Annotated in this window: 18 protein-coding genes and 2 pseudogenes; 6 read left to right on the forward strand and 14 right to left on the reverse strand. The window is 43.1% G+C overall.

Translation table 11 applies throughout. The features are described 5' to 3' along the window. Nucleotides 1–11: 11 nt before the first annotated feature. Nucleotides 12–731 carry a YebC/PmpR family DNA-binding transcriptional regulator gene (locus JNUCC41_RS05770; protein WP_192206785.1) on the reverse strand — a complete coding sequence of 240 codons (720 nt, stop codon included), beginning with the start codon at nucleotides 729–731 and terminating at the stop codon, nucleotides 12–14. Between the two features lie 259 nt (nucleotides 732–990). Between JNUCC41_RS05770 and JNUCC41_RS05775 the strand changes: the two genes are divergently transcribed. After that, a complete protein-coding gene (locus JNUCC41_RS05775; RefSeq protein ID WP_192206786.1) occupies nucleotides 991–1,716 on the forward strand; it encodes a DUF4261 domain-containing protein in 726 nt (241 codons plus the stop codon). A 238-nt stretch (nucleotides 1,717–1,954) separates the two neighbouring features. On the opposite strand, the pseudogene eutC reads toward JNUCC41_RS05775, so the two are convergent. The 6 genes and pseudogenes from eutC to JNUCC41_RS05805 all read right to left on the reverse strand — a co-directional run. Next, a pseudogene (gene eutC, locus JNUCC41_RS05780) lies at nucleotides 1,955–2,680 on the reverse strand (ethanolamine ammonia-lyase subunit EutC); the annotation flags it as partial. Nucleotides 2,681–2,712: 32 nt separating this feature from the next. Further along, nucleotides 2,713–4,077 carry an ethanolamine ammonia-lyase subunit EutB gene (locus JNUCC41_RS05785; protein WP_192206788.1) on the reverse strand — a complete coding sequence of 455 codons (1,365 nt, stop codon included), beginning with the start codon at nucleotides 4,075–4,077 and terminating at the stop codon, nucleotides 2,713–2,715. Nucleotides 4,078–4,095: 18 nt separating this feature from the next. Beyond that, nucleotides 4,096–5,502 (reverse strand): ethanolamine ammonia-lyase reactivating factor EutA, encoded by a 1,407-nt coding sequence (locus JNUCC41_RS05790; RefSeq protein ID WP_192206789.1) that lies wholly within the window; start codon nucleotides 5,500–5,502, stop codon nucleotides 4,096–4,098. Between the two features lie 18 nt (nucleotides 5,503–5,520). Then, the gene (gene eutH / locus JNUCC41_RS05795) at nucleotides 5,521–6,792 is read right to left on the reverse strand and encodes an ethanolamine utilization protein EutH (RefSeq protein ID WP_192206790.1); all 1,272 of its coding nucleotides are present in this window, start codon (nucleotides 6,790–6,792) and stop codon (nucleotides 5,521–5,523) included. A 146-nt stretch (nucleotides 6,793–6,938) separates the two neighbouring features. Next, nucleotides 6,939–7,523, reverse strand: coding sequence for an ANTAR domain-containing response regulator (locus tag JNUCC41_RS05800; RefSeq protein WP_192206791.1), 585 nt, complete (start codon nucleotides 7,521–7,523; stop codon nucleotides 6,939–6,941). Nucleotides 7,524–7,532: 9 nt separating this feature from the next. After that, on the reverse strand, nucleotides 7,533–8,909 hold the full coding sequence (locus JNUCC41_RS05805; RefSeq protein ID WP_192206792.1) for a sensor histidine kinase: 1,377 nt from the start codon (nucleotides 8,907–8,909) through the stop codon (nucleotides 7,533–7,535). 399 nt (nucleotides 8,910–9,308) lie between these two features. Here JNUCC41_RS05805 and JNUCC41_RS05810 point away from each other — a divergent pair, with 399 nt between their 5' ends. Continuing rightward, the gene (locus tag JNUCC41_RS05810) at nucleotides 9,309–9,428 is read left to right on the forward strand and encodes a DUF4023 family protein (RefSeq protein WP_061465287.1); all 120 of its coding nucleotides are present in this window, start codon (nucleotides 9,309–9,311) and stop codon (nucleotides 9,426–9,428) included. Between the two features lie 49 nt (nucleotides 9,429–9,477). Here the strand turns inward: JNUCC41_RS05810 and JNUCC41_RS05815 are convergent, their stop codons facing one another. From JNUCC41_RS05815 to brnQ, 4 genes are all read right to left on the reverse strand, one after another. After that, complete coding sequence (locus JNUCC41_RS05815; protein WP_192208057.1) at nucleotides 9,478–10,173, reverse strand: hypothetical protein; 696 nt, start codon at nucleotides 10,171–10,173, stop codon at nucleotides 9,478–9,480. Between the two features lie 205 nt (nucleotides 10,174–10,378). Further along, nucleotides 10,379–12,295, reverse strand: a complete 1,917-nt coding sequence (locus JNUCC41_RS05820; protein ID WP_192206793.1) for a vWA domain-containing protein — start codon at nucleotides 12,293–12,295, stop codon at nucleotides 10,379–10,381. A gap of 15 nt (nucleotides 12,296–12,310) precedes the next feature. After that, nucleotides 12,311–13,177 carry an ATP-binding protein gene (locus JNUCC41_RS05825; protein ID WP_192206794.1) on the reverse strand — a complete coding sequence of 289 codons (867 nt, stop codon included), beginning with the start codon at nucleotides 13,175–13,177 and terminating at the stop codon, nucleotides 12,311–12,313. Nucleotides 13,178–13,306: 129 nt separating this feature from the next. Then, a complete protein-coding gene (brnQ, locus tag JNUCC41_RS05830; RefSeq protein ID WP_192206795.1) occupies nucleotides 13,307–14,638 on the reverse strand; it encodes a branched-chain amino acid transport system II carrier protein in 1,332 nt (443 codons plus the stop codon). A 366-nt stretch (nucleotides 14,639–15,004) separates the two neighbouring features. Between brnQ and JNUCC41_RS05835 the strand changes: the two genes are divergently transcribed. Further along, nucleotides 15,005–15,571, forward strand: a complete 567-nt coding sequence (locus JNUCC41_RS05835; RefSeq protein ID WP_192206796.1) for a sugar O-acetyltransferase — start codon at nucleotides 15,005–15,007, stop codon at nucleotides 15,569–15,571. A gap of 42 nt (nucleotides 15,572–15,613) precedes the next feature. Here the strand turns inward: JNUCC41_RS05835 and JNUCC41_RS05840 are convergent, their stop codons facing one another. Further along, a complete protein-coding gene (locus tag JNUCC41_RS05840) occupies nucleotides 15,614–16,258 on the reverse strand; it encodes an SDR family oxidoreductase (RefSeq protein ID WP_192206797.1) in 645 nt (214 codons plus the stop codon). Nucleotides 16,259–16,617: 359 nt separating this feature from the next. Here JNUCC41_RS05840 and JNUCC41_RS05845 point away from each other — a divergent pair, with 359 nt between their 5' ends. The 3 genes from JNUCC41_RS05845 to JNUCC41_RS05855 all read left to right on the forward strand — a co-directional run bounded on the left by JNUCC41_RS05845 (nucleotide 16,618) and on the right by JNUCC41_RS05855 (nucleotide 18,362). Further along, nucleotides 16,618–16,881 (forward strand): CD3324 family protein, encoded by a 264-nt coding sequence (locus JNUCC41_RS05845; RefSeq protein WP_101225543.1) that lies wholly within the window; start codon nucleotides 16,618–16,620, stop codon nucleotides 16,879–16,881. Nucleotides 16,882–17,040: 159 nt separating this feature from the next. Continuing rightward, a complete protein-coding gene (locus JNUCC41_RS05850) occupies nucleotides 17,041–17,676 on the forward strand; it encodes a FusB/FusC family EF-G-binding protein (RefSeq protein WP_192206798.1) in 636 nt (211 codons plus the stop codon). An 89-nt stretch (nucleotides 17,677–17,765) separates the two neighbouring features. Continuing rightward, on the forward strand, nucleotides 17,766–18,362 hold the full coding sequence (locus JNUCC41_RS05855; RefSeq protein ID WP_228467550.1) for an MEDS domain-containing protein: 597 nt from the start codon (nucleotides 17,766–17,768) through the stop codon (nucleotides 18,360–18,362). 57 nt (nucleotides 18,363–18,419) lie between these two features. Here JNUCC41_RS05855 and JNUCC41_RS26675 read toward each other — a convergent pair. Together JNUCC41_RS26675 and gltD are read right to left on the reverse strand one after the other, a co-directional pair. Next, a pseudogene (locus JNUCC41_RS26675) lies at nucleotides 18,420–18,541 on the reverse strand (cytidine deaminase); the annotation flags it as partial. 193 nt (nucleotides 18,542–18,734) lie between these two features. Then, nucleotides 18,735–20,216, reverse strand: a complete 1,482-nt coding sequence (gene gltD / locus JNUCC41_RS05860; RefSeq protein WP_192206799.1) for a glutamate synthase small subunit — start codon at nucleotides 20,214–20,216, stop codon at nucleotides 18,735–18,737. Between the last annotated feature and the right edge of the window lie 13 nt (nucleotides 20,217–20,229).

Raw genomic sequence — 20,229 nt, forward strand, 5'->3', positions numbered from 1 at the left:
TGCTCATTTTATCATTCACCAAGATCTACATTATGATAAACCTGTTGAACATCTTCCAAATCTTCCAATGCATCAATCATTTTTTCGAATTGTGCTTGTGCATCTTCTGGAAGGGTTAGATCATTTTGTGCAAGCATCGTCAGCTCGGCCACTGTAAAATCGCTGATTCCTGCATCCTTGAATGCTTGTTGTACAGCATGGAATTGTTCAGGTTCGGCATAAACGATGACACTTTCTTCTTCTTCAATGATGTCACGTACATCAACATCCGCTTCCATCAACAGTTCAAGAACATCATCAGCCGTTTTGCCTTCAATCCCGATGACAGCCGTTGCATCGAACATATAAGCAACAGATCCGCTGACACCCATATTCCCGCCATTTTTCCCAAATGCGGCACGCACATCAGATGCCGTCCGGTTTACGTTGTTTGTCAATGCATCCACGATGACCATTGAACCATTCGGACCGAATCCTTCATAACGAAGTTCGTCATAGTTTTCTTCCGAACCGCCTTTGGCTTTTTCAATCGCACGGTCAATGATCGCTCTTGGAACATTGTACGTTTTCGCACGTTCAAGCACGACCCTTAATGCCTGGTTGGAATCCGGATCTGGTTCACCTTGTTTTGCCACTACATATATTTCCCGTCCGAACTTGGCATAAATCCGACTAGTATTAGCATCTTTTGACGCTTTTTTTTCTTTAATGTTATTCCACTTACGACCCATTATATTCCACTCTCTTTCATCATTGATATATACGAATAGATTATTAAGAAATGGCCCTATGAGAAAACCCACCAGGGGAATTCCTTTGAAGATAGGCTATACGTTTACTAGATTATATTATACATCAATTGTATAATTTTGAAAAAGTCCTGCACATCCCTCACTGGCATTTTCGGTTTCTTGCGCTATTTTATATGAATTACTTTTGAAAATATCAGCAGTGGTATAGTATGAAGTGAACGGAAAGGAGAGATGATCCATGAAGGACAACCAAATCATCATCGGGATACCCGGTAAATGGAAGGACCGGACAGAATTGATTCAAACGGTCGCTTCCCAAAGCGAAGGGTATCTGTTAGCCGGGAATGTTTTTCATAACAGCGAAAAAAACATTACTTTTCAGGCTGAAATCCATGATTATGAACCCACTTTGAAAGAGAGCTTTTCCTACGCCAGTAAAGACGCCTTTTCGGAGAATGCATTAGAGGAAATCAATGACCATACCTTTACCGTTTATATAATAGCCGATGTATCCGATACCGGAACTGTAATCAATTTGATCGATGCCGGGGCAGCGATCCTAAGGGCAGGCGGAATGGCAGTGAAAATAGAAACGGCTGGAATTGCCCATTCAAAGGAAGATTGGCAGCATCTTCATCATAGTCCCGATGTTCTCTCGGTATATGCCCATTTTGTCACGATCATCGGAGAGGAAGATTATTATTGTTCATTCGGAATGAAAGCTTTTGGTCTTCCGGATGCCGTGACACTTAACACAATGAGTCCGAAAGAGGCAGCTGCCCTGCTGAACACATTTAATTATTACCATTTAGGTGAACGGCCTATCTTTAAGAATGGCGAAACCTTTAGCATTCAACAGGATGCACCCGACTTTATTTTGACGGGCCTTCAGGACTTTAGATATGAAGAAGGTCACCCCTTCTACAACCCGTTTGGATTATGGAATTTAGGGACAAGTAAATAGAGGAGGGATTCTCTCCCCCCAGACTGTAGGCAAATTTGCATAAAGCGAGTATGCCTGCAGTTTTTTTAAAAAAAAAGCGTTTCAGCCGTTTTCAGAAATCCGCTCCCTTTCCGCGGAAAGCAAATGCCTGGAGAGGAAATCAACGACCTGGTCTTAATCATCAGCCGGAATGGGACCATCCCGAACCACCTTTTGCCGAAAAGCTGAGTGGGGTAATTCGCTCCTCCATTTTTATTTTTCAACCGAGTTTTTCACGCTTTTCTTCTTCATGTTCCTTCTTCACAAGGGACATGCCGCTCGCTTGGTATTTGAGGATCTTTTGAATGACCGTGCCAAGATGCGCTCCAGCTTCAACCGGGGGAATCCCTCCTTTATGGATGTTGGAAATGACCATCCTCTCTGCTTCAATGGTGCCCAAACGTGGTTTATAGCAAATATAAGCGCTCAATGATTCCGCACTCACTAGACCCGGCCGTTCACCGATCAACAGGACAATGACCTCAGGTCCAAGGATTTCACCGATATCATCCATCACGGCAACCCGGCCCTTTTCAATATAAAAAGGTGTACCAGTATCCAGACCTGCCACTTCCAAAGATTGTTTGAAAGATAAATAGACATCCTCCACATTTTCTTCGATCGCCTTGGCACTTAAGCCATCGGAAATGATGATTTGAACCGTTGGGGCCTTTATGCATTTGACTTCTATCACCCGCTTTGCTTCATCCGAAAGCTTCCTTCCATAATCCGGACGCCGTAAATAGACTTCCTTATCATCGGCCTTCGTTTTCACCTTGAATAAATCCAAGCGTTTCAAAAGAATATCACTGACTTCACCATATACAGCATCGACGGCCGCCGCATGGTCAAAACGGAATTTCAGCCAAGAATCCGTTTTCGGCCGGGTCCCTGACCTGCCTATCCCTATCCGCGCCGGGGTTTTCGCCATCAATGCATCCAATTCTTCCTTATTATTCATTCCCATATCATCCACTCCTAATGGTTAAATATAGTTGGATCACCAGCACGCTTCGTTAATTTTCCATTCTCCATAATTCCCATCTTCTCCAGCCAGGCTTCATATAATGGGGCAGGCCGCTTATCCATCGTTTGCCTTAAAGTCGCTATATCGTGGTAACTCAAAGACTGGTAGTTTAACATGCAGTCATCCCCCATCGGAGTTGCGATGATGAAATTCACGCCAGCCGCCGTTAAAAGTACACCCAAGTCCTCGATATCATTTTGATCCGCCTTCATATGATTCGTATAGCAAATATCCACACCCATCGGCAGTCCATGCATTTTTCCCATGAAATGATCTTCTAATCCTGCGCGGATGACCTGCTTGCTGTTATATAGATATTCAGGTCCGATGAAACCGACGACCGTATTGACAATGTAAGGATCAAAATAGCGGGCAAATCCATAGTTCCTGGCTTCAAGCGTCACCTGATCGATTCCGAAATGCGCTTCAGCCGATAATTCGGAGCCTTGCCCCGTTTCAAAATAAAGATGCTGCGGGCCAGTGCCCGTCCCATAGGCCTTCGCGACCTCATTAGCTTCTTCGAGCATTTGTGCGTTAATTCCAAAAGAGCGATTGGCCGTTTCCGTTCCGGCGATGCTTTGAAAAATCATATCGGCAGGCGCCCCCTGCTGTACTGCCTTGATTTGCGTGGTCACATGCGCAAGCACACAATTTTGGGTCGGGATGTTCCACTTCTGGATGACATCCTGTGTCGCATGAAGCAACCGCTTTACGCTCTCGACCGAATCATCGACTGGGTTGATTCCAATGAGTGCATCCCCGACTCCATAGGAGAGTCCTTCTTTTAAAGAAGCCAGCATGCCATCGACATTGTCGGTCGGGTGGTTAGGCTGAAGGCGCGAAGCAAGCGTTCCTTTGTATCCAATCGTGCTATTATTCTTGGTGAGCACTTCAATTTTATTGGCTGCATGGATAAGGTCGAGGTTCGACATTAATTTGGCCGCCGCAGCAATCATTTCACTATTCAGCCCCCTGCTTAGTCGCTTTAAATCCTCGCCGGTCGTTTCGTCACTCAATATATATTCACGCAGCTCGGCAACGCTCCAATTCTTCACGGTTTGATAGATGGTTCCATTGATGAGACCATCTATGATTCGCGACACCTCATCCTCTTCCGGGGAGAGCAGGGGATGATTCCTGATGTCCGCCAAAGTCAATTCGCTAAGCACCGCTTTCGCCGCAATCCGTTCTTGGACCGAATCTGCTGCAATTCCCGCAAGCCTATCTCCTGATTTCTCTTCATTCGCTTTGGCCATGACTTCTTTCAACGATTTGAATTGATGGATTTCCCCAAAGTATTGAGTGGATAATTTCATCGTATAATCCTCCTTTTCCTAACTGTGAAAGGTTAGCGTTTTTACTACAACCGGAACGACCCCTGTCCGCAGCAGCCTTCCTATATCTAAATAATCACCATGTTCGACTTCAGTCTGATCAATGCAGATGACCGGCAGATCCGGTTGGTTCGCTAGAATGGTTTGACCAAGTGCCTTCCCATAATCACTATCCATGACAATGATCAGAGGCTGCTGCCGATTCGGTTTTTGCATCAAAGCCTCGGTAAAAGCGACTGCGAGCTGGTGAATGTCCCGAAATGATTGATAGGGTAAATTCGTTAAATAAAAGGCAAAATTCAGGCCCTCCTTTAAAGCGTCGTATATCGTGATCGCATCCTGAACAGCTTGTACCATTGTCGCGGTTACATCATCAATCCCATCATGAAAATCGATCCGATAGACCGGGATATTGCGAACGGGCAGATGAGAGTCATTCACCTCGATGGTCGCACCGCTTATTTCAGTCGTATGTGCGCCAGCTCCAAGAACAGTCGCCCGAACCGTTTCAATGGGCTTTTCCCATTCCCATGCAGCCAATTCTTCATTTTCCTTAATAGAGGCGGCAAGCATCATGCCGATATCCCGGAAGCTTTTGTCCTCCCGTTCTTGATGATAGATGCAATCACTGACACCTCCCGAGAACATCAACACATCAATTCGTCCTGTCCATGATGGCTCCTTCCCCACTAAAAGAAGTTCATCTTCTTTTGTGAATGAGCCAGCCAAAAACCTTGAAAGCACCTTCGCCATTTCATTTGTGATGAATGCCCCATCACCATTCATAGGAGAGTGCCCCTTTGATTTCAGCCATTTCCCTATTGAAGGGGCAACCTTCACCTTCGCTCCCTCCCACTCCACCAAACGCCCTCCTATATGCAATGTGCAAGTTCCGCAAAGCATCCCGGAACGGTATACGGCAATATTCGCCGTTCCCCCGCCAATGTCTATGTTCGCTACAGTCTTTCTTGTCTTTATGGAATGTTGATAAGCACCCGATCCCTTGGCGGCAATGATTCCCTCCAAGTCCGGTCCGGCTGCCGCTACAAGGAATTCCCCCGCCGCTTCAGATAACCGGTAAACCATTTCTTCTGCATTTTGTTTCGTTGCCGTTTCCCCGGTAATGATGACAGCCCCTGTTTGTATGTTATCGATCGTGATCCCGGCTTGATGGTATTCCCTTTCCACCATTCTTTGAACAGCAGGTATATCGATTACCGTATCGGATAAAAGCGGGGTCCTGAAAATGGGACTTCGATACAGAATTTTCTTATCGGTAATTTCGATTTTTGGCACCTGTCCGCCACCCGCCACATTCCTAAGCGAAAGCTCGCTGATGACAAGTTTCGTCGTACTGGTGCCAATATCAATTCCTGCACTGATGATCCTTTCCGCCTGTTCATTCATTAAAATCACACCCCAGTTTTACACCACTTGGATTTCATTGCTATTTTCTTCCTCTTTTTTCGTTTTATATTCATTTACGCCGATAACTCCTGCTTCACGATCCTTTTCTTCCAATTCCAAAGCTTTCGGAACGGACAGCCAGTAAGCAAGACCGATTCCAATTGCTCCGGCAGATAGCTTGCCGACAATGATAGGCAATATCAAGGAGGGCTGAAAATTGGCTGTGAATGATAAATGATCCCCTAATAGGAAGGCCGCACACACAGCGAAGGAAATGTTTATGACCTTATCCTTTGGCGGCATATCTTTAACAAGTTTGAACATCGCCAATATATTGGCTACCGTGGCTAATATCCCTGCACTCCCCGCTTTGCTCAGCCCAATTTTTCCGCCCATCGCTTCAAGCGGCTTGCCTGCGTATTTTTGAATGAGGTAAATCATCGGAAAAGCACCTGCCAGCATTATCCCGATATACCCCGCCGTTTCCAGGGCACGGAACTGGTCTGCCTTATCGGCCATGATCGGATGGAACCCCCAAGCACCAAGTACATTGGAAAACAGTCCGGTGAAAATTTCCACAATCGAAAACACGAGTACAAGCTTGATAGCAGCATCCAATATTTTTCCAAACCACATGAAACCTTTGATCATCAAATCCGGCAGGAAATAAAGTCCTAACGCGAGCAAGATCACAAAAATAAGAAGAGGGGAAAGATTCAGGGCGATTTTCAAATAGCTCAACGCGAATTCATATGTAGAATCCGCATTCGTGGAAATCACTTCACGGACTTTCGAATTCGTTGCCACCACCAGCACGCTTGAGATAAAAGCGCCAATCGGAATCGTCAGGATTCCTGACATGACACCAAGTGCCATGTATTTATGATCGCGCTTCTCCAGCATCGCAAGCCCCATTGGAATCGAGAATACAATCGTTGCCCCAGACATGAATCCGACAATCATCGCCATGATCCAGCCTTCATAGGATTCCTGCAGCTCGGCCGCCAATTGGTATCCCCCCATATCCGTTGCCAAAATCGTTGTTGCGGCGAGGGCGGGGTCTGCACCGATCGCAGCGAAAATCGGGCCGCATACTTTATCGATGAACCATGATAAATAAGGGATCGAGGCCATGATCCCAGCTGCCGGGATAAATATATGACCAACGGTATGCAACCCTTCCATAAACTGTTTGCCCAAGCCTTGCTCACTGTCTTTAATCGATGCAATGGCACCGACAACGGCACACACCATAATGATATAAATTACGAATTTACCAACCATCTCCATACATATTCCCCCTGAATTCCAATTTGATTTGGCCTATCGTCTTTAAAAAAAGGGTATAAAAAAAAGACGCCTCTTATAGCCCAAACTAGGTTGCTTGGCAGAAATGCCTGCCTATAACCGATTTGGTCCATCAAAGCGCCATTGCTTCATCTATTTACTTGTTTTTGATCATTTGCAATGATTCGACGTGCCACCGTCTCCATGGAAAGCTGCTTATCCATACTTAGCCTTCTCAGCTTATTGTAGGCGATTTCTTCCGTTACATTCTTCCTTTTCATGATAATTCCTTTTGCCTTTTCAATGACTTTACGATTTGTGAGCGTTTCATCCAATTGGGCATTTCGTTCCTGATGCTTCTTCGTATTGGCTGCTTGCTGTAAAGCTATCTCCACTGCCGGAATCAGATTCGCCTCCGTAATTGGCTTTACAAGATATCCGACGATATTCGCGCGCTTCGCCTCGTCGATATATTCACGCTGGCTGAATGCAGTTAAAAGCAGGACCGGAATCTGAAAGGTATTGGATATCACATCGCTAGCCTTAAGCCCATTCATTTTTGGCATTTTGATATCCATCAAAACGAGATCCGGCTGTAGTGCATGTGCCAATTCAATCGCCTTCTCGCCGTTACGGGCATGTCCTACCACATCGAAGCCTGCATCCTTGAGCATGATCGTTATATCAAGCAGAACAATCGATTCATCCTCCACGACCAAAATCCTCTTGACCACTTATTCCACCTACCTCTTGTATGGAAATCTTACAGAAGCCAGGGTACCTTCTTTAATCCGATGAATCGAAAACTCCCCAACCAAATCATTTTCCACCGTCATGCGGATGATATCCAGCCCTAAAGTTGGTTTCACTGCAGGTGAATATCCGATGCCATCATCTTTTACCTGAATCTCCAATTCGGGACCATCCTTTTGAAAGCATACGGTAATCTTCCCTTCCGTCCCTTCCTTGAATGCATGCTTCACACAATTATGAATGAGCTCATTCACAACCAGCGCGACAGAAATGCCAATGTCGGAATCAATGGAATGCAGCTCACCGCCACTATATTCAATGCTCAGGCTTTGACGGGCATGACCCTCCGCATGAACGATCATATCGCCAATTTTCCCAACAAGCTCAAGCAGGTCCACATGATCGACCTGACTGCTTGCCAGAATGATTTCATAAACCGACGATATGCTTAACACCCGATTCAAACTGACCAATAAATGGGGCTTGCTTTCTTCAGGGGCTCCCATCCTCATTTGCAGCCGAAGCAAACTGGCGACAGTCTGCAAATTGTTCTTCACCCTATGATGAATTTCACGAATGGCCACTGACTTGCTAATCAGCTCTCTCTCTTTATCCCGCAGTTCTGTCAGGTCCCGGATGATGATGAACGTTTCATCGGAATTCTTGTTGCCTAAATGGAATTTCTTTATTTGGAAAATCTTTTTACCAATGTTCATTTCCTTCATCAAAATGTCCTCTTTTGAAGCAAGAACATCGGCAATGCCAGGAAAATAATCGAAAATGGATTCACCTAAAGCACAGTCTGTCATACATATATCCGATACTAAATTAATGGCAGCAGGATTCGTATAGACAAGTCGGTTTTGGTTATTAATCAGGAAAATGGACTCCTCGATAAATTCAGGAACCAAGGAATTTTGTTGATCTTGCCTATCAAACTGTTTTGAAGTTTCAGGTTCTTCATGAATCACCTTTTCCATGATCAAAACGGCGATCACCCGATTGCATTCCCCCTTGATCGGAACGACACTTTGCTGGACCATAGCTCCCTCTTGAGTCAATGCCCGATTCACGAACATGTCCTTTCCGGTGCGCAATACATAAAATACTGCCGGTTCAAAAGCCTCATAGGCGAATTTCCCGACAACCGGATGATCATAAACCGATTTCACGGAATGTCCGCATGCCTCTGCCACGACAATGGCATGCTTCCCCTCAAGCACCGGACAATCGATAAACACATTCGCTTTATTCAAATTGGCTATCAACGATAAATTCGTTGATAGGTTTTCAAGAATCTGAATATCCTTGTCCAGTAAATGAGTATGCACCTCACATAATTCTCGGACAGTCATTGTCCGTTCCATAGGCAAAACCCCAATAAATGTTTATTCATGGATATTATTATTGATAATTATAGATACCCTCCTTATTTTTGTCAATATTCAAAATATTCTAATGTAATGTATTCTAACATTAGAAGGTGATATTTAAAGGGATATTTTTTTATAGAGGGATACGTTGTTGCTTTAATTTCCGGGTTAAACTTAACGGAAATTTTCGAAGGATATTAATGAAGGACTTCGAAGCGTTTCGGGTGGTGCAAGGCTAGTGGTCGTTCGAGAAATGTTGTTGGAAAATGGTCGTGTAATGGATACATCATTTAATCTTTTATCCCCGTTAATGTAGTCAGATCCCATGCATGACTCATGAATTTCACCTCTTCTGGTTATAGTAAAGAAGAAAATATCGAGGAGGTACATTCCATGAAAAGTTCAAAGGAATTCGTTGAAAGCATTCAAGAACAGCAGAAAAAGGAAGAAGGCAATTTCCGCCGTCAAGGCAATGGGAATCCCGCTCAGAAATTACCGAATAAAAAACATTAATGCCCATCTTCAAAAGATCCCAGCCTTAACATAAGGGCTGGGATCCTTTTCACCCCGATGTACTTTTCTTCTTCTTCATCTCTTCGATTTCTTTTGAGAATGTGTCTTCTATCTCCTTTTTATTTCCATATAAAAAGAGGTTATCGCCTAATTTGATTTTATACTCATATAGTTCTTTCCTGATTTTCACTTCTCCGCTTTCAATAAATAAGATATTGATGTCGGCTCCATGTGATATGACGTCCAACGCTTTGACATCTATGAATTCGGAGTCTTCATAAATATCGATCTCCATGACCACGTCTTCATCCTCTAAAAATAGAACCTCCTCTATCGGGTGTTCCCATAATTCATAATGATTGTACATTTCACTTTCCATCTTATTCGATAATCTATTATTCAGGAATGGAGCTTTCACTAATACGGCCAGAACCATCAGTATCCCTATAATGATGCTTAACTCCATCAAGCGCAGATCATCTGTAAGCAATGTACTGATCGATGAAATGATGACAGCAAGTGAGAAAGCACCAAATAAAATTAAGAACATGCTTATTTTCCTTCGAATGGGATGATCAATGATTGATTTTGACTCGTCAGTTGTAAAACCAGTCCCTGTCAGCATGGAGATAACCTGAAATCTGGCCACTGTACTTTTTAACCCAGTCAATTTCATCAAGGTAACCGATATTTCAATAACAAGAACAATGATTATAAAATAAAGCAACATAAAAATTAAATTCATCAAAATGATCACTTCCTCATCTATGGTTTACCCCAATCCCGACAAAAGAATCGCATTCGTTGTTCTTTTCAAGTTTTCATCCATCTTTTCGCTTACTGATAATAAAAAAACGCAGTAAGATCCATTGAATCCTACTGCGTTTTTCACTTATATTCTAATCAAATGCATTGCCCGTTATAAATGGCCAGTGGGGGAACTTCGCTTCTCATATGGTCTTCAGCAGCAGTTTTTTTAACAGCGGTGTAAATTGCTCTGGCAATTCAGCTACACTCGGAATCATTAGGCGCTCTTTGCCATAAATGTTTTTCATCGTCAATTCTTCACTTTCCTCGATGCCTCCATCCGCTAAAAACAGGCCGATGACTTCTATGCCCTTTTTCCTGGCTTCCGAAACAGCAAGATGTGTATCGACAATCCCATTTTGATCATAATCGCTTGCTGCCGGCTCACCATCGGAAAACACGAGCAAGAACCGGTTTTTTTCACGCCTTTTTTCCAATTCCATTGTAGCGACCCTGATACTGTATCCGTCCCTGTTGTCTTCCTCTGGTTCAAGCTGCATGATTTTAGCTCCTGAGTTTATATAAAGAGAATCGGAATGGGACTGGATTACATGGAAGTAGTTCGGCTGATATCCTTCTCTCACTTCATTTGCATCTTCCCAAAATCCAACGATCGAATGGGGGATCTTTAATTTTTTCAGTACTTCATGAAACAGGACGACCCCTCGTTTCGTTTCATCCATTTTGTTATGCATGGAAGCGGAGCAATCGATCAGCAATGTGAATACGGCATCCATTTCATTTGAATCCTGGTTCTTTTTATAAAAGACCCGAGGATTTTCTTCAAAAACAAGCGGCAGTAATTTCTTCGATAAGCGGCCAAAAACCAAATCTTTTCTTGGTGCGTTCTTTTTATTTTCCAGTGTCTTTTCAATTGTACTGGAGAGTTTTCTCTTGAACGGTTCGATATCCGCAACAAATTCACGGTAGCGTTTCTCTTCCGTAAGTGTTGGCATTTTTGCTTCCTTGATTACCTGAACGACGTCTTTGTTTTCTTCACCAAATGGATGTTCATCACTTTTGCCCATATTCGTTTGTTTCTTCTCCAGCGTTTCCTGCTGATTGTATTCCTTTTGTTTACTTTCCCCTGATGAACCCTGGATGGAAGCCAGTGCTTGGTCGGCATCTTCCGCTTCCCGTGCACCTCCGCCCATCAGACTTGTTTTCGTTCCCTGCTCCAATTCAAATTGAAGAAAAGTCGAATTACTCTCGCCGTTCTTATTCTCCCGGTGCCATGTCGAGAATTTTTCATCAATGAACTCACTTTTTTCTTCGTCTGCATCTTCTATATCATCATTCAACAGTTCATCATTTCTAGTCAGTTCATCAAATAAGGTATTTGCCTTATACTTTTCCACATTTGCAATGGGAAAGATGAAATATTCATTCATCGTATCCTCGTATTCCTCGTTCACACGGAATACGATTTGCTCGCAAATCCTCGTGATGTCACTCGTTTTAGTGGCCTCAAAGACAGAATGGATGAACGGTTTGAGTTTCTCCAATTCTTCCAGCTGCCTTACATTGGCTCTTGGGAAAATCGGGTCCGGCCTGTCAGATTGAAGCAGTAAATAGATGAGGCAGTATAATTCATCCAGTGCAAAACTTCTTGTGACATTCGTCGTCAATTGGCTTTCGAAATATTGTTTAAGGTAAGCCCCTCTTATCGAAAACCATTTTTTCGTGCCTGGCCTTTCCCTCTTCACCAATTCTTCCAATCGCAAGTCTTCCAGCAAAGCGAATAATTGGGCCGCAAACTTCGGAAGCGAACTTTCCCCGATAATATCCTGGTACTCCTTCATGCTCTGGATTGTTGAATGATGCAGCGTACCTATCGTCCTAAGGAGCACGTCCGTTTTCAGTCCCGCTTCTTTCACTTCCTTATTACCATTTTCCCAAAAATGGCTGGCTGTTACCTTATTCTCGATCAAATCAATGAAGGAGCCATAATTGTATTCGAATTCCAGCTCAGGAATGCCGGATAATACAGTCGAGAGATCCTGCAGCTGTAAAAAAAGAGCCGTATCTATTATTGAATCATTGAAACGGATATACTTCATGTGGCATTCTCCTAGTTAGAATAATGTGTCAGCCAAGTTCTTCACAAACTCACGCTCCCGTTCCTCGTCCAACTTATCCACTATGGAACGAAGAATCGCCCGTTTCGGCGGGATCAACACACTCAGATCGCAAGCATCAAGCAAAGCCCTGATTGACGCCGCATCTTCAGCCACCTTCCCTTGATTCACGGCATTTATCAAATCACTCGACAGTTTAACGAACAGTTCAATGCTTTTTGGGTCCTTCAACTTCGTATTGGTTTCTATCAATTGCTTTAACTGCTCCCCTTCGATATAAGGAACTTCAATTACGACAAATCTATTTTTTAGCGCTTCATTCAGCGGCACTGTACCGACATACCCTTCGTTGATTGCAGCAATTACATTAAAGCCATCTTTTGCCGTTATGACTTCATTCGTGAACGGATTCGTTATCGTCCTTCTGTAATCAAGCACACCATTGATAAGCGGCAGCGTTTCCGGCTTTGCCATGTTGATTTCATCTATATATAGGAAATGACCGTGATTCATCGAATTTGTCACTGGTCCAGGTACGAATTCTATCACTTGTTTTTCCTCTTTGTAAGCCAACGTCTTGAAGCCCAATAAGCTTTCGGCATCCAAGTCGACTGAGCAGTTGACACTGAACATCGGCTGGTTGAATAAATTCGATAATGTCTCGGCAAACTTTGTCTTTCCAGCCCCTGTCGGACCCTTCAAAAGGATATTCTTCCCCATGCTTAAGGCCGTGATGGCATCCACCATCAACTCCATCTCGGGAGGCAGATATCCGCCGCTCCTGATCAATTCCTCGAATTGAACAGGATTTTTTTTGCTTGCTTGTAATATATTTGCGATTTCTATTGGTAATCGATTGATCATTGTGTTCCTACACCCCTTTCTGAACATTTTAAGGCTCTTTCCCATTAAAAACAAACACTAAGAAAAGGAGCTGTCATCAAGACAGCTCCTTTCATGATTCGAAGATTCTCATATAGTGAATGATATCCCTTAATAGGCTTCCTTAGGGTCACCTTTCATAAGGTATACCATATAGCCCAATACACCGCCGATGATGGCAGGAATCACCCATCCCACTCCTACACTATATAGTGGAAGGTATTGATTGAAAAGGTCCGAAACAACTTCCATTTTAATGCCTGATGCCACTATTCCATCCATTATGCTGATGATCGCCGTTAATAATAAGCTTCCTAAATATACCTCCGATTTCCCTTTGAAAAAGGAATGGAAGAATGTCAGAACAATCAAAACGATCGCTACAGGATAAAGTGCCGTTAACACAGGCACTGTAATGGAAATGAGCTTGGTCAAACCTACATTGGCAACAGCCGCACTAAAAACTGCGAAAATGACGACATATGATTTATAAGATACAGCAGGCAGTATTTTATTGAAATACGTAGCACAAGCCGTTATCAAACCGATGCTTGTCGTTAAGCAGGCAGCGATCACGATCAACCCTAACAACACGGCACCAGCCGGTCCGAAAAAATGATTCGAGGCTTGAGCCAAAACGTCTCCGCCATTATCCAGTTGACCGAGTTTTTCCACACTTGTCGCCCCGACATAAGTCAAGGCCGTATAAACGATCACCAACAAAGAAGCGGCTATTAAGCCAGCTTTCACACAAGATCCTAACACTTCTTTTCTAGATGTTATCCCTTTATCTTTGAATGCATTGATGACAATGATTCCAAATGCAAATCCGGCCAGCGTATCCATAGTCAAATACCCTTCTTTGAACCCCTTAAAGAAAGAATTATCTGAATAATCAACCGCTGGTGACTGGATTTCACCCATTGGATTAATGATGGCGACCACAATTAGGATCCCGATGAAAATCAATAATAATGGTGTTAATATTTTCCCTACGATATCCAGCATTTTTGATGGATTGATGGATAATAAACAGGCAATTCCAAAGTATATGATCGTGAATATCAGCAATGGTAAAAAGCCGACATCATTAGAAAGGAAAGGTTTAATCCCTATTTCGTAGGATACACTCCCTGTTCTGGGAAGCGCGAAAAGCGGTCCCAAAGACAAATAAAGAACGACTGTGAAAATGATGCCGAATAATGGGTGTGCCCTGCTTGCAAGCGATTGAACATCATTTTTTCCCGAAAAACCAAATGCCAATATTGTAATGAATGGCAAACCGACCCCAGTAATGATGAATCCTAAACTGGCCGTCCATAAATTAGTCCCGGCGGATTGCCCGAGCATGGCAGGGAAAATTAAGTTTCCTGCACCAAAAAATAAAGCAAAAAGCATTAACCCTGTTACAATGATAAAAGAAAGTGGTGCTTTCTGTGTCATATATAGCCCTCCATTGTGTTGATTATCTTAACGAAGAAAAGAGTCGTCCATCAATTTCCCGTAAAAAAAGTGCCAAGAACTGCGAACGTATTCTACCTATCTGTTAAAATATACCTTCATGAAACTATCAATCATCCATAACTCTCCTTACTATAAAATCAGGCGGAACGTTTGTCAAAGTTATTTCATTCATTATTCGGAAAAATCTTTCTTTTCTAATTTCTTTTTCAAGAAAATGAGCGAGGCATTTAGATTCAACAGAAAAGTTGAGTAAAAAGTACTGCAATTTATTTTGCAGAAAAAATATTTAAATATTCTGATATTTATTAAAACCATCTAAAAACAAAGAAAATAGGGGGAGTTAACATGTATTCGGAAAAAGAAAAAATGGTGAGCGGGGAACCTTACATGGCCGCTGATCCGGAATTAGTAAGAGATAGGGAAAACGCCAGAAAGTTGACCCGGTTATACAATCAGACAGCAGAAAGCGAAGGGGATGAACGAACTGCCCTGCTGAAACAGCTTTTAGGTTCCACTGGTCTAAATGTATATATTGAACCCACTTTTCGTTGTGACTATGGATACAACATTTCTGTCGGGGAAAACTTTTATGCTAATTTCGATTGTGTCATTTTGGACGTTTGTGAAGTGAAAATTGGCAGGGACTGCATGTTGGCTCCCGGAGTGCATATCTATACAGCCACACACCCGCTGGATCCCTTTGAACGCAGTTCTGGAGTGGAATACGGAAAACCTGTTACGATCGGGGATCATGTATGGATTGGCGGAGGGGCCATCATCAATCCTGGCATAACAATAGGGAATCATTCCGTCGTCGCTTCAGGGGCAGTCGTAACAAAGGATGTTCCTGAAGGCGTTGTTGTCGGCGGAAACCCAGCGAAGGTCATCAAGCATATTGAAGGAATTAAATAAGGCAGGGCCACTCCCCCTGAGTGGCCCTGCCTCCTTTTTTCGTTAAATTTTCCTTAATGCTTCCGAGATTGCAGTATCACCAGAGATTAAATCAAATGAACGCTTGTAGGTATTTTCTTCAGTTAAAGAAGCAAAAATCGTTCGAGCCACATCTTCCCGGGCAATCTGACCTCTTTCCAATTCTTCGGCGGCTGCCACTTTGCCTGTCCCCGGTTCATTCACCAGGCCGCCTGGCTTAATGATGGTATAATTTAAATCGCTTTGTAACAATGCCCTATCCGCGTAGTGCTTGGCCACATAATATGGTTTGATGGCTTCATTCCAGTTTTCGCGATTATTGGCCTGAAAAGCGCTCACCATGATGAATCGGTTGATTCCCAAGTTTTCTGCCGCTTCAATCGTTTTAACAGCACCATCCAAATCAATCAACAGCGTTTGATCAGCACCGGTGCTTCCTCCGGATCCTGCTGTAAACACGATGGCATCGCAGCCTTTTGCCGCATTCGAAATCTCATCCACCGTTCCGGTTAAGCTCACGAGAGCAGATTCAATTCCATTTTTCTCTAAATGCTTACTTTGTTCTTCTTTACGAACCATTGCCCGTACACTATGTTCCGGGCTATCTTTTAATAAATCTACAAGATATTTACCGATCTGCCCATTTGCCCCAACTACGAATACTTTCATAAAGGTCAGCTCCCATAATGGTTAGTTTGGTTTCCATTCAAATTATTTCATGGACTCAGAACATTATCAAACAATCAGCCCGCCGAGTCATCTTTAACATTGGAAATAGTTTGGCAACCACCCTTATATATTTTATAATAAAAACAATACGTGTTCTTCAGGGACATAACGGGGAGGTGTAAAGATGGCAAACAGAATGTTAATGCCACCTTCTGCAGCATCTCATGCAAAGCCTAGTATTGGAGGCGATACTTTGCATGGGGTTGAATTAAGCTAAACTTAATCGCCCGCCTTATCATTTCTAATATTCGGCTTTGCACCTTATTTCATTTTAAAAAAAGAATAAGGGGCTGGCAGAAATGAAATATGTAAAAGCGACGGCCGTTTTGCCTGAAAAGCTGATCGTTGAAATTCAAAAGTATGTGCAAGGTGAAACCATATATATCCCTAAACCTGAAAAGGCGCACCACAAATGGGGAACCCGTTCGGGATCAAGGGAATTGATCGATGACCGAAATGCCTCTATAAAATATGCATTCAAAGACGGTCATACCATCCATCAATTAGCAGAGGAACATTTTCTCTCCGCGGAAACCATCAAGAAAATCGTTTATTCCAAATAGGATTGCATGGGTAGCACTGGTAATGATATCAGTGCTATTTGTATGCCGAGTATGTTTCTTAGTCGTTTTCCCCCTTTTAAAGCAGATGCGATTTCTATAAAGTAAAGAAAAACGATATCAAGTGAAAAGTAACGAGCAGCAGAAACAGGAGTGAAGAAAATGGAAGCTTTTATCAGGAGCGAGCAGTATAACTTCATAAAATCCCAAACACAGATTCTCATAAATGGACACGCGACGGCCAACGATAAGGATGTGATCAACACCCTGAAAACAGTCGCCAAAGAACGAGTATTAAGCTTATTCAGTGACCTGAGCGAAGAGCAAAAACAACTGCTTGATCCAGTAGATACCATTAAAGATCCCGCACAAGCCGAAGCCTTTCTCTTAAAGGTAAAGCCATTTGTGATCCCATTTAAAGTAGTAACCGAAAAAACGATAAAAAAATTATTTCCTAAAGCAAAGAAATTAAAAGTCCCTTTGTTGGAAAACATTGATTTGAGAGAGATTTCATATTTGGGATGGGATGATGTCGGTTCCGGGAAGAAATTCATCATTGCACCCCATCATAATAAACTCACCGGATTGCATGGAACCATTAAACCTGCCAACAAAAAAGGGATCTGTGCCATATGCAGCCGCTTTGAAGAAGTAGGGATGTTCATGTCTGAAACAAAAGGAACCGTCCAAGGGACATTTATTAGAAAAGGGAATTATATTTGTCTGGACAGTATGAAATGCAACCAGAACGTAACCACTTTGGATAAAATGACCGACCTAATCGAGCGGCTGAAATAATAAGGAAAAGCAATCCTTCAATGGCGAAGGATTGCTTTTTGCCCTTGTTAAAAAACTCTCATTTTGTCCTGCTATGGAATTCTAGTATAATGGAAACGATACATGAAAGAAGGATTGATATATTGAAAAGCAAAATGAATCAGTTGTTCGAAGACCAAAAAAATGTTCATGTGCTATATTCCTATAATGAAATGGAAGATTACATTAAACAAGTTTTAAGTTATATCCAAGATGGCATCATTGCGGGGGATTACGTCATTCTTGTTGAAAATGACCGTATTTACCCCATTATCCATAAAGAACTAAGCACTCGGTTAACAAAAGATCAAATGGAGCTCCTTCACTTTGTGAACAACTTCGATTTCTATTGCTCAAGCGGCAGTTATCATCCTCCTGCAATCGAAGAATACTTTAATAAAACGGTTCAGCCCTATGCCGAAAATAAAATCTCTTTCCGATCATGGGCACATGTGGAATGGGCAACCTTGGAAGAGCCCCTGCATATTATAGAGGAATTTGAGAGAACAGTGGACAAAGCTGTAAATCTGCTGTCATTTCCATTAATTTGTGCGTACAAAGGTGAGAGGATGCCAGAATACCTGAAAACCATTTTGCTGGAAACACATCCTTATGTTCTAGAAGACGATGATATCACCATCTGTGAACAATACTTGCCATCTGTTTAAAATAATACACTTACACGCTTAGGATTCCCCTAAGCGTGTTGTTTTCCGTTGCATTTATCATGAATCCCTCGTGTATTTATACGGCAGTAATTCACCGATCTCGTCTTTACCGTTTCCCCATTAATATTCAGGATGACAAAGCACTCTTTTGCATAATCCGAGATTAATTCCCGACACATCTCGTGAGTTTCGGCCTTTTACTCATGTGTTCGTGCATTTACTCGTGAGTTTCGGCGCTTTACTCGTGAATTCTAACCATTTACTCGTGAGTTTCGGCGTTTTACTCGTGAATTCCAACCATTTACTCGTGAGTTTCACTTTTCCCACCACACAAAAAAAGAAGCACCATTATGGCACTTCCTTTTAAAAAAATTAAGGCAAAACCGTTGCACCCATCAAGTAGCGGTCCACTTCTCTCGCTACTTCACGGCCTTCATTGATTGCCCAAACAATGAGGCTTTGCCCTCTCCTTGCATCTCCGGCAGTGAAAACCCCTTCGACATTCGTTTTGTATTCGCCATAGACGGCATCAATTTTTTGATTTACTGTTTCTACGCCAAATTGAGTTAATAGCGGCATTTCGGTTCCTTCAAATCCGATTGCGATGAAAACGAATTGTGCAGGCCATACTTTTTCAGTTCCTGGAACTTCCTTGAAGATGTACATTCCGTCTTCGCTTTTGATTTTTTCCATTGAGATTGTGTGCAGTTCTTTAACGTTGCCATTTTCATCGGCTACGATTTTTTTTGTTTGGATTGAATATTGTCGCGGATCTGCACCGAATTTCGCTTCCGCTTCTTCATACGCATAATCAAGGGAAAATACATTCGGGTAGGCTGGCCACATATTATCGGATGTACGGGCCGTCGGAAGGATTGGGTGCTTCCCGAATTGCACGACGCTCTTACATTCCTGGCGAAGGGCTGTTGCGACACAGTCAGCTCCTGTATCCCCGCCGCCGATGACGATGACGTCCTTCCCCTTAGTGTCTATGAACTTGCCGTCTTCAAAATTGGAGTCCAATAGACTTTTAGTCGAAGTCGTCAAGTAATCCATTGCAAGGTGAATGCCTGATGCCTCGCGTCCTTCAATTACCAGGTCACGCTGCTTTTGGGCGCCTGTGCACAGGATGACCGCATCATATTGATTTTGCAGTTCTTCGGCTGTTATATCTTTGCCTACTTCTGTATTGGTAATGAAATCGATGCCTTCCTGGGTCAATAATTTAATTCGGCGTGCAACGACATTTTTTTCAAGTTTCATGTTCGGGATGCCGTATGTCAACAGCCCCCCTGCACGGTCTGAGCGCTCATAAACCGTGACCGAATGACCTGCCTGATTCAACTGGTCGGCACTCGCCAATCCAGCCGGGCCTGAACCGATGATGGCAATTTTCTTGCCTGTTCTGCTTTCAGGGATGCGAGGCGTGATCCAGCCATTTTCAAATCCTTTGTCGATGATGGTCCTTTCAATGTTCTTGATGGTAACGGCAGGATCGCTTATCGCTACCGTACAAGACCCTTCACAAGGGGCCGGGCAGACGCGCCCGGTGAATTCAGGGAAATTATTCGTTTTCAATAAACGGTCCAATGCTTCTTTCCATCTGCCGCGGTACACCAAATCATTCCACTCCGGGATCAGATTATGAATCGGGCAGCCTGTTGTGACCCGGTTCAATTCCATGCCCATATGGCAGAAAGGGGTGGCGCAGTCCATACACCGCGCTCCCTGTGTACTTAACTTTTCATCAGAGAAAGGAGCTGTATATTCTCTCCAGTCACTTAAACGAGTGAGAGGATTCCGGTCTTTTGGTTTTTCTCGCGGGTAATCCATAAATCCTGTTGCTTTTCCCATCTTTCTCTCCCCT

It is taken from the genome of Brevibacillus sp. JNUCC-41, from assembly GCF_014844095.1.
GTDB lineage: Bacteria > Bacillota > Bacilli > Bacillales > DSM-1321 > Peribacillus > Peribacillus aracenensis.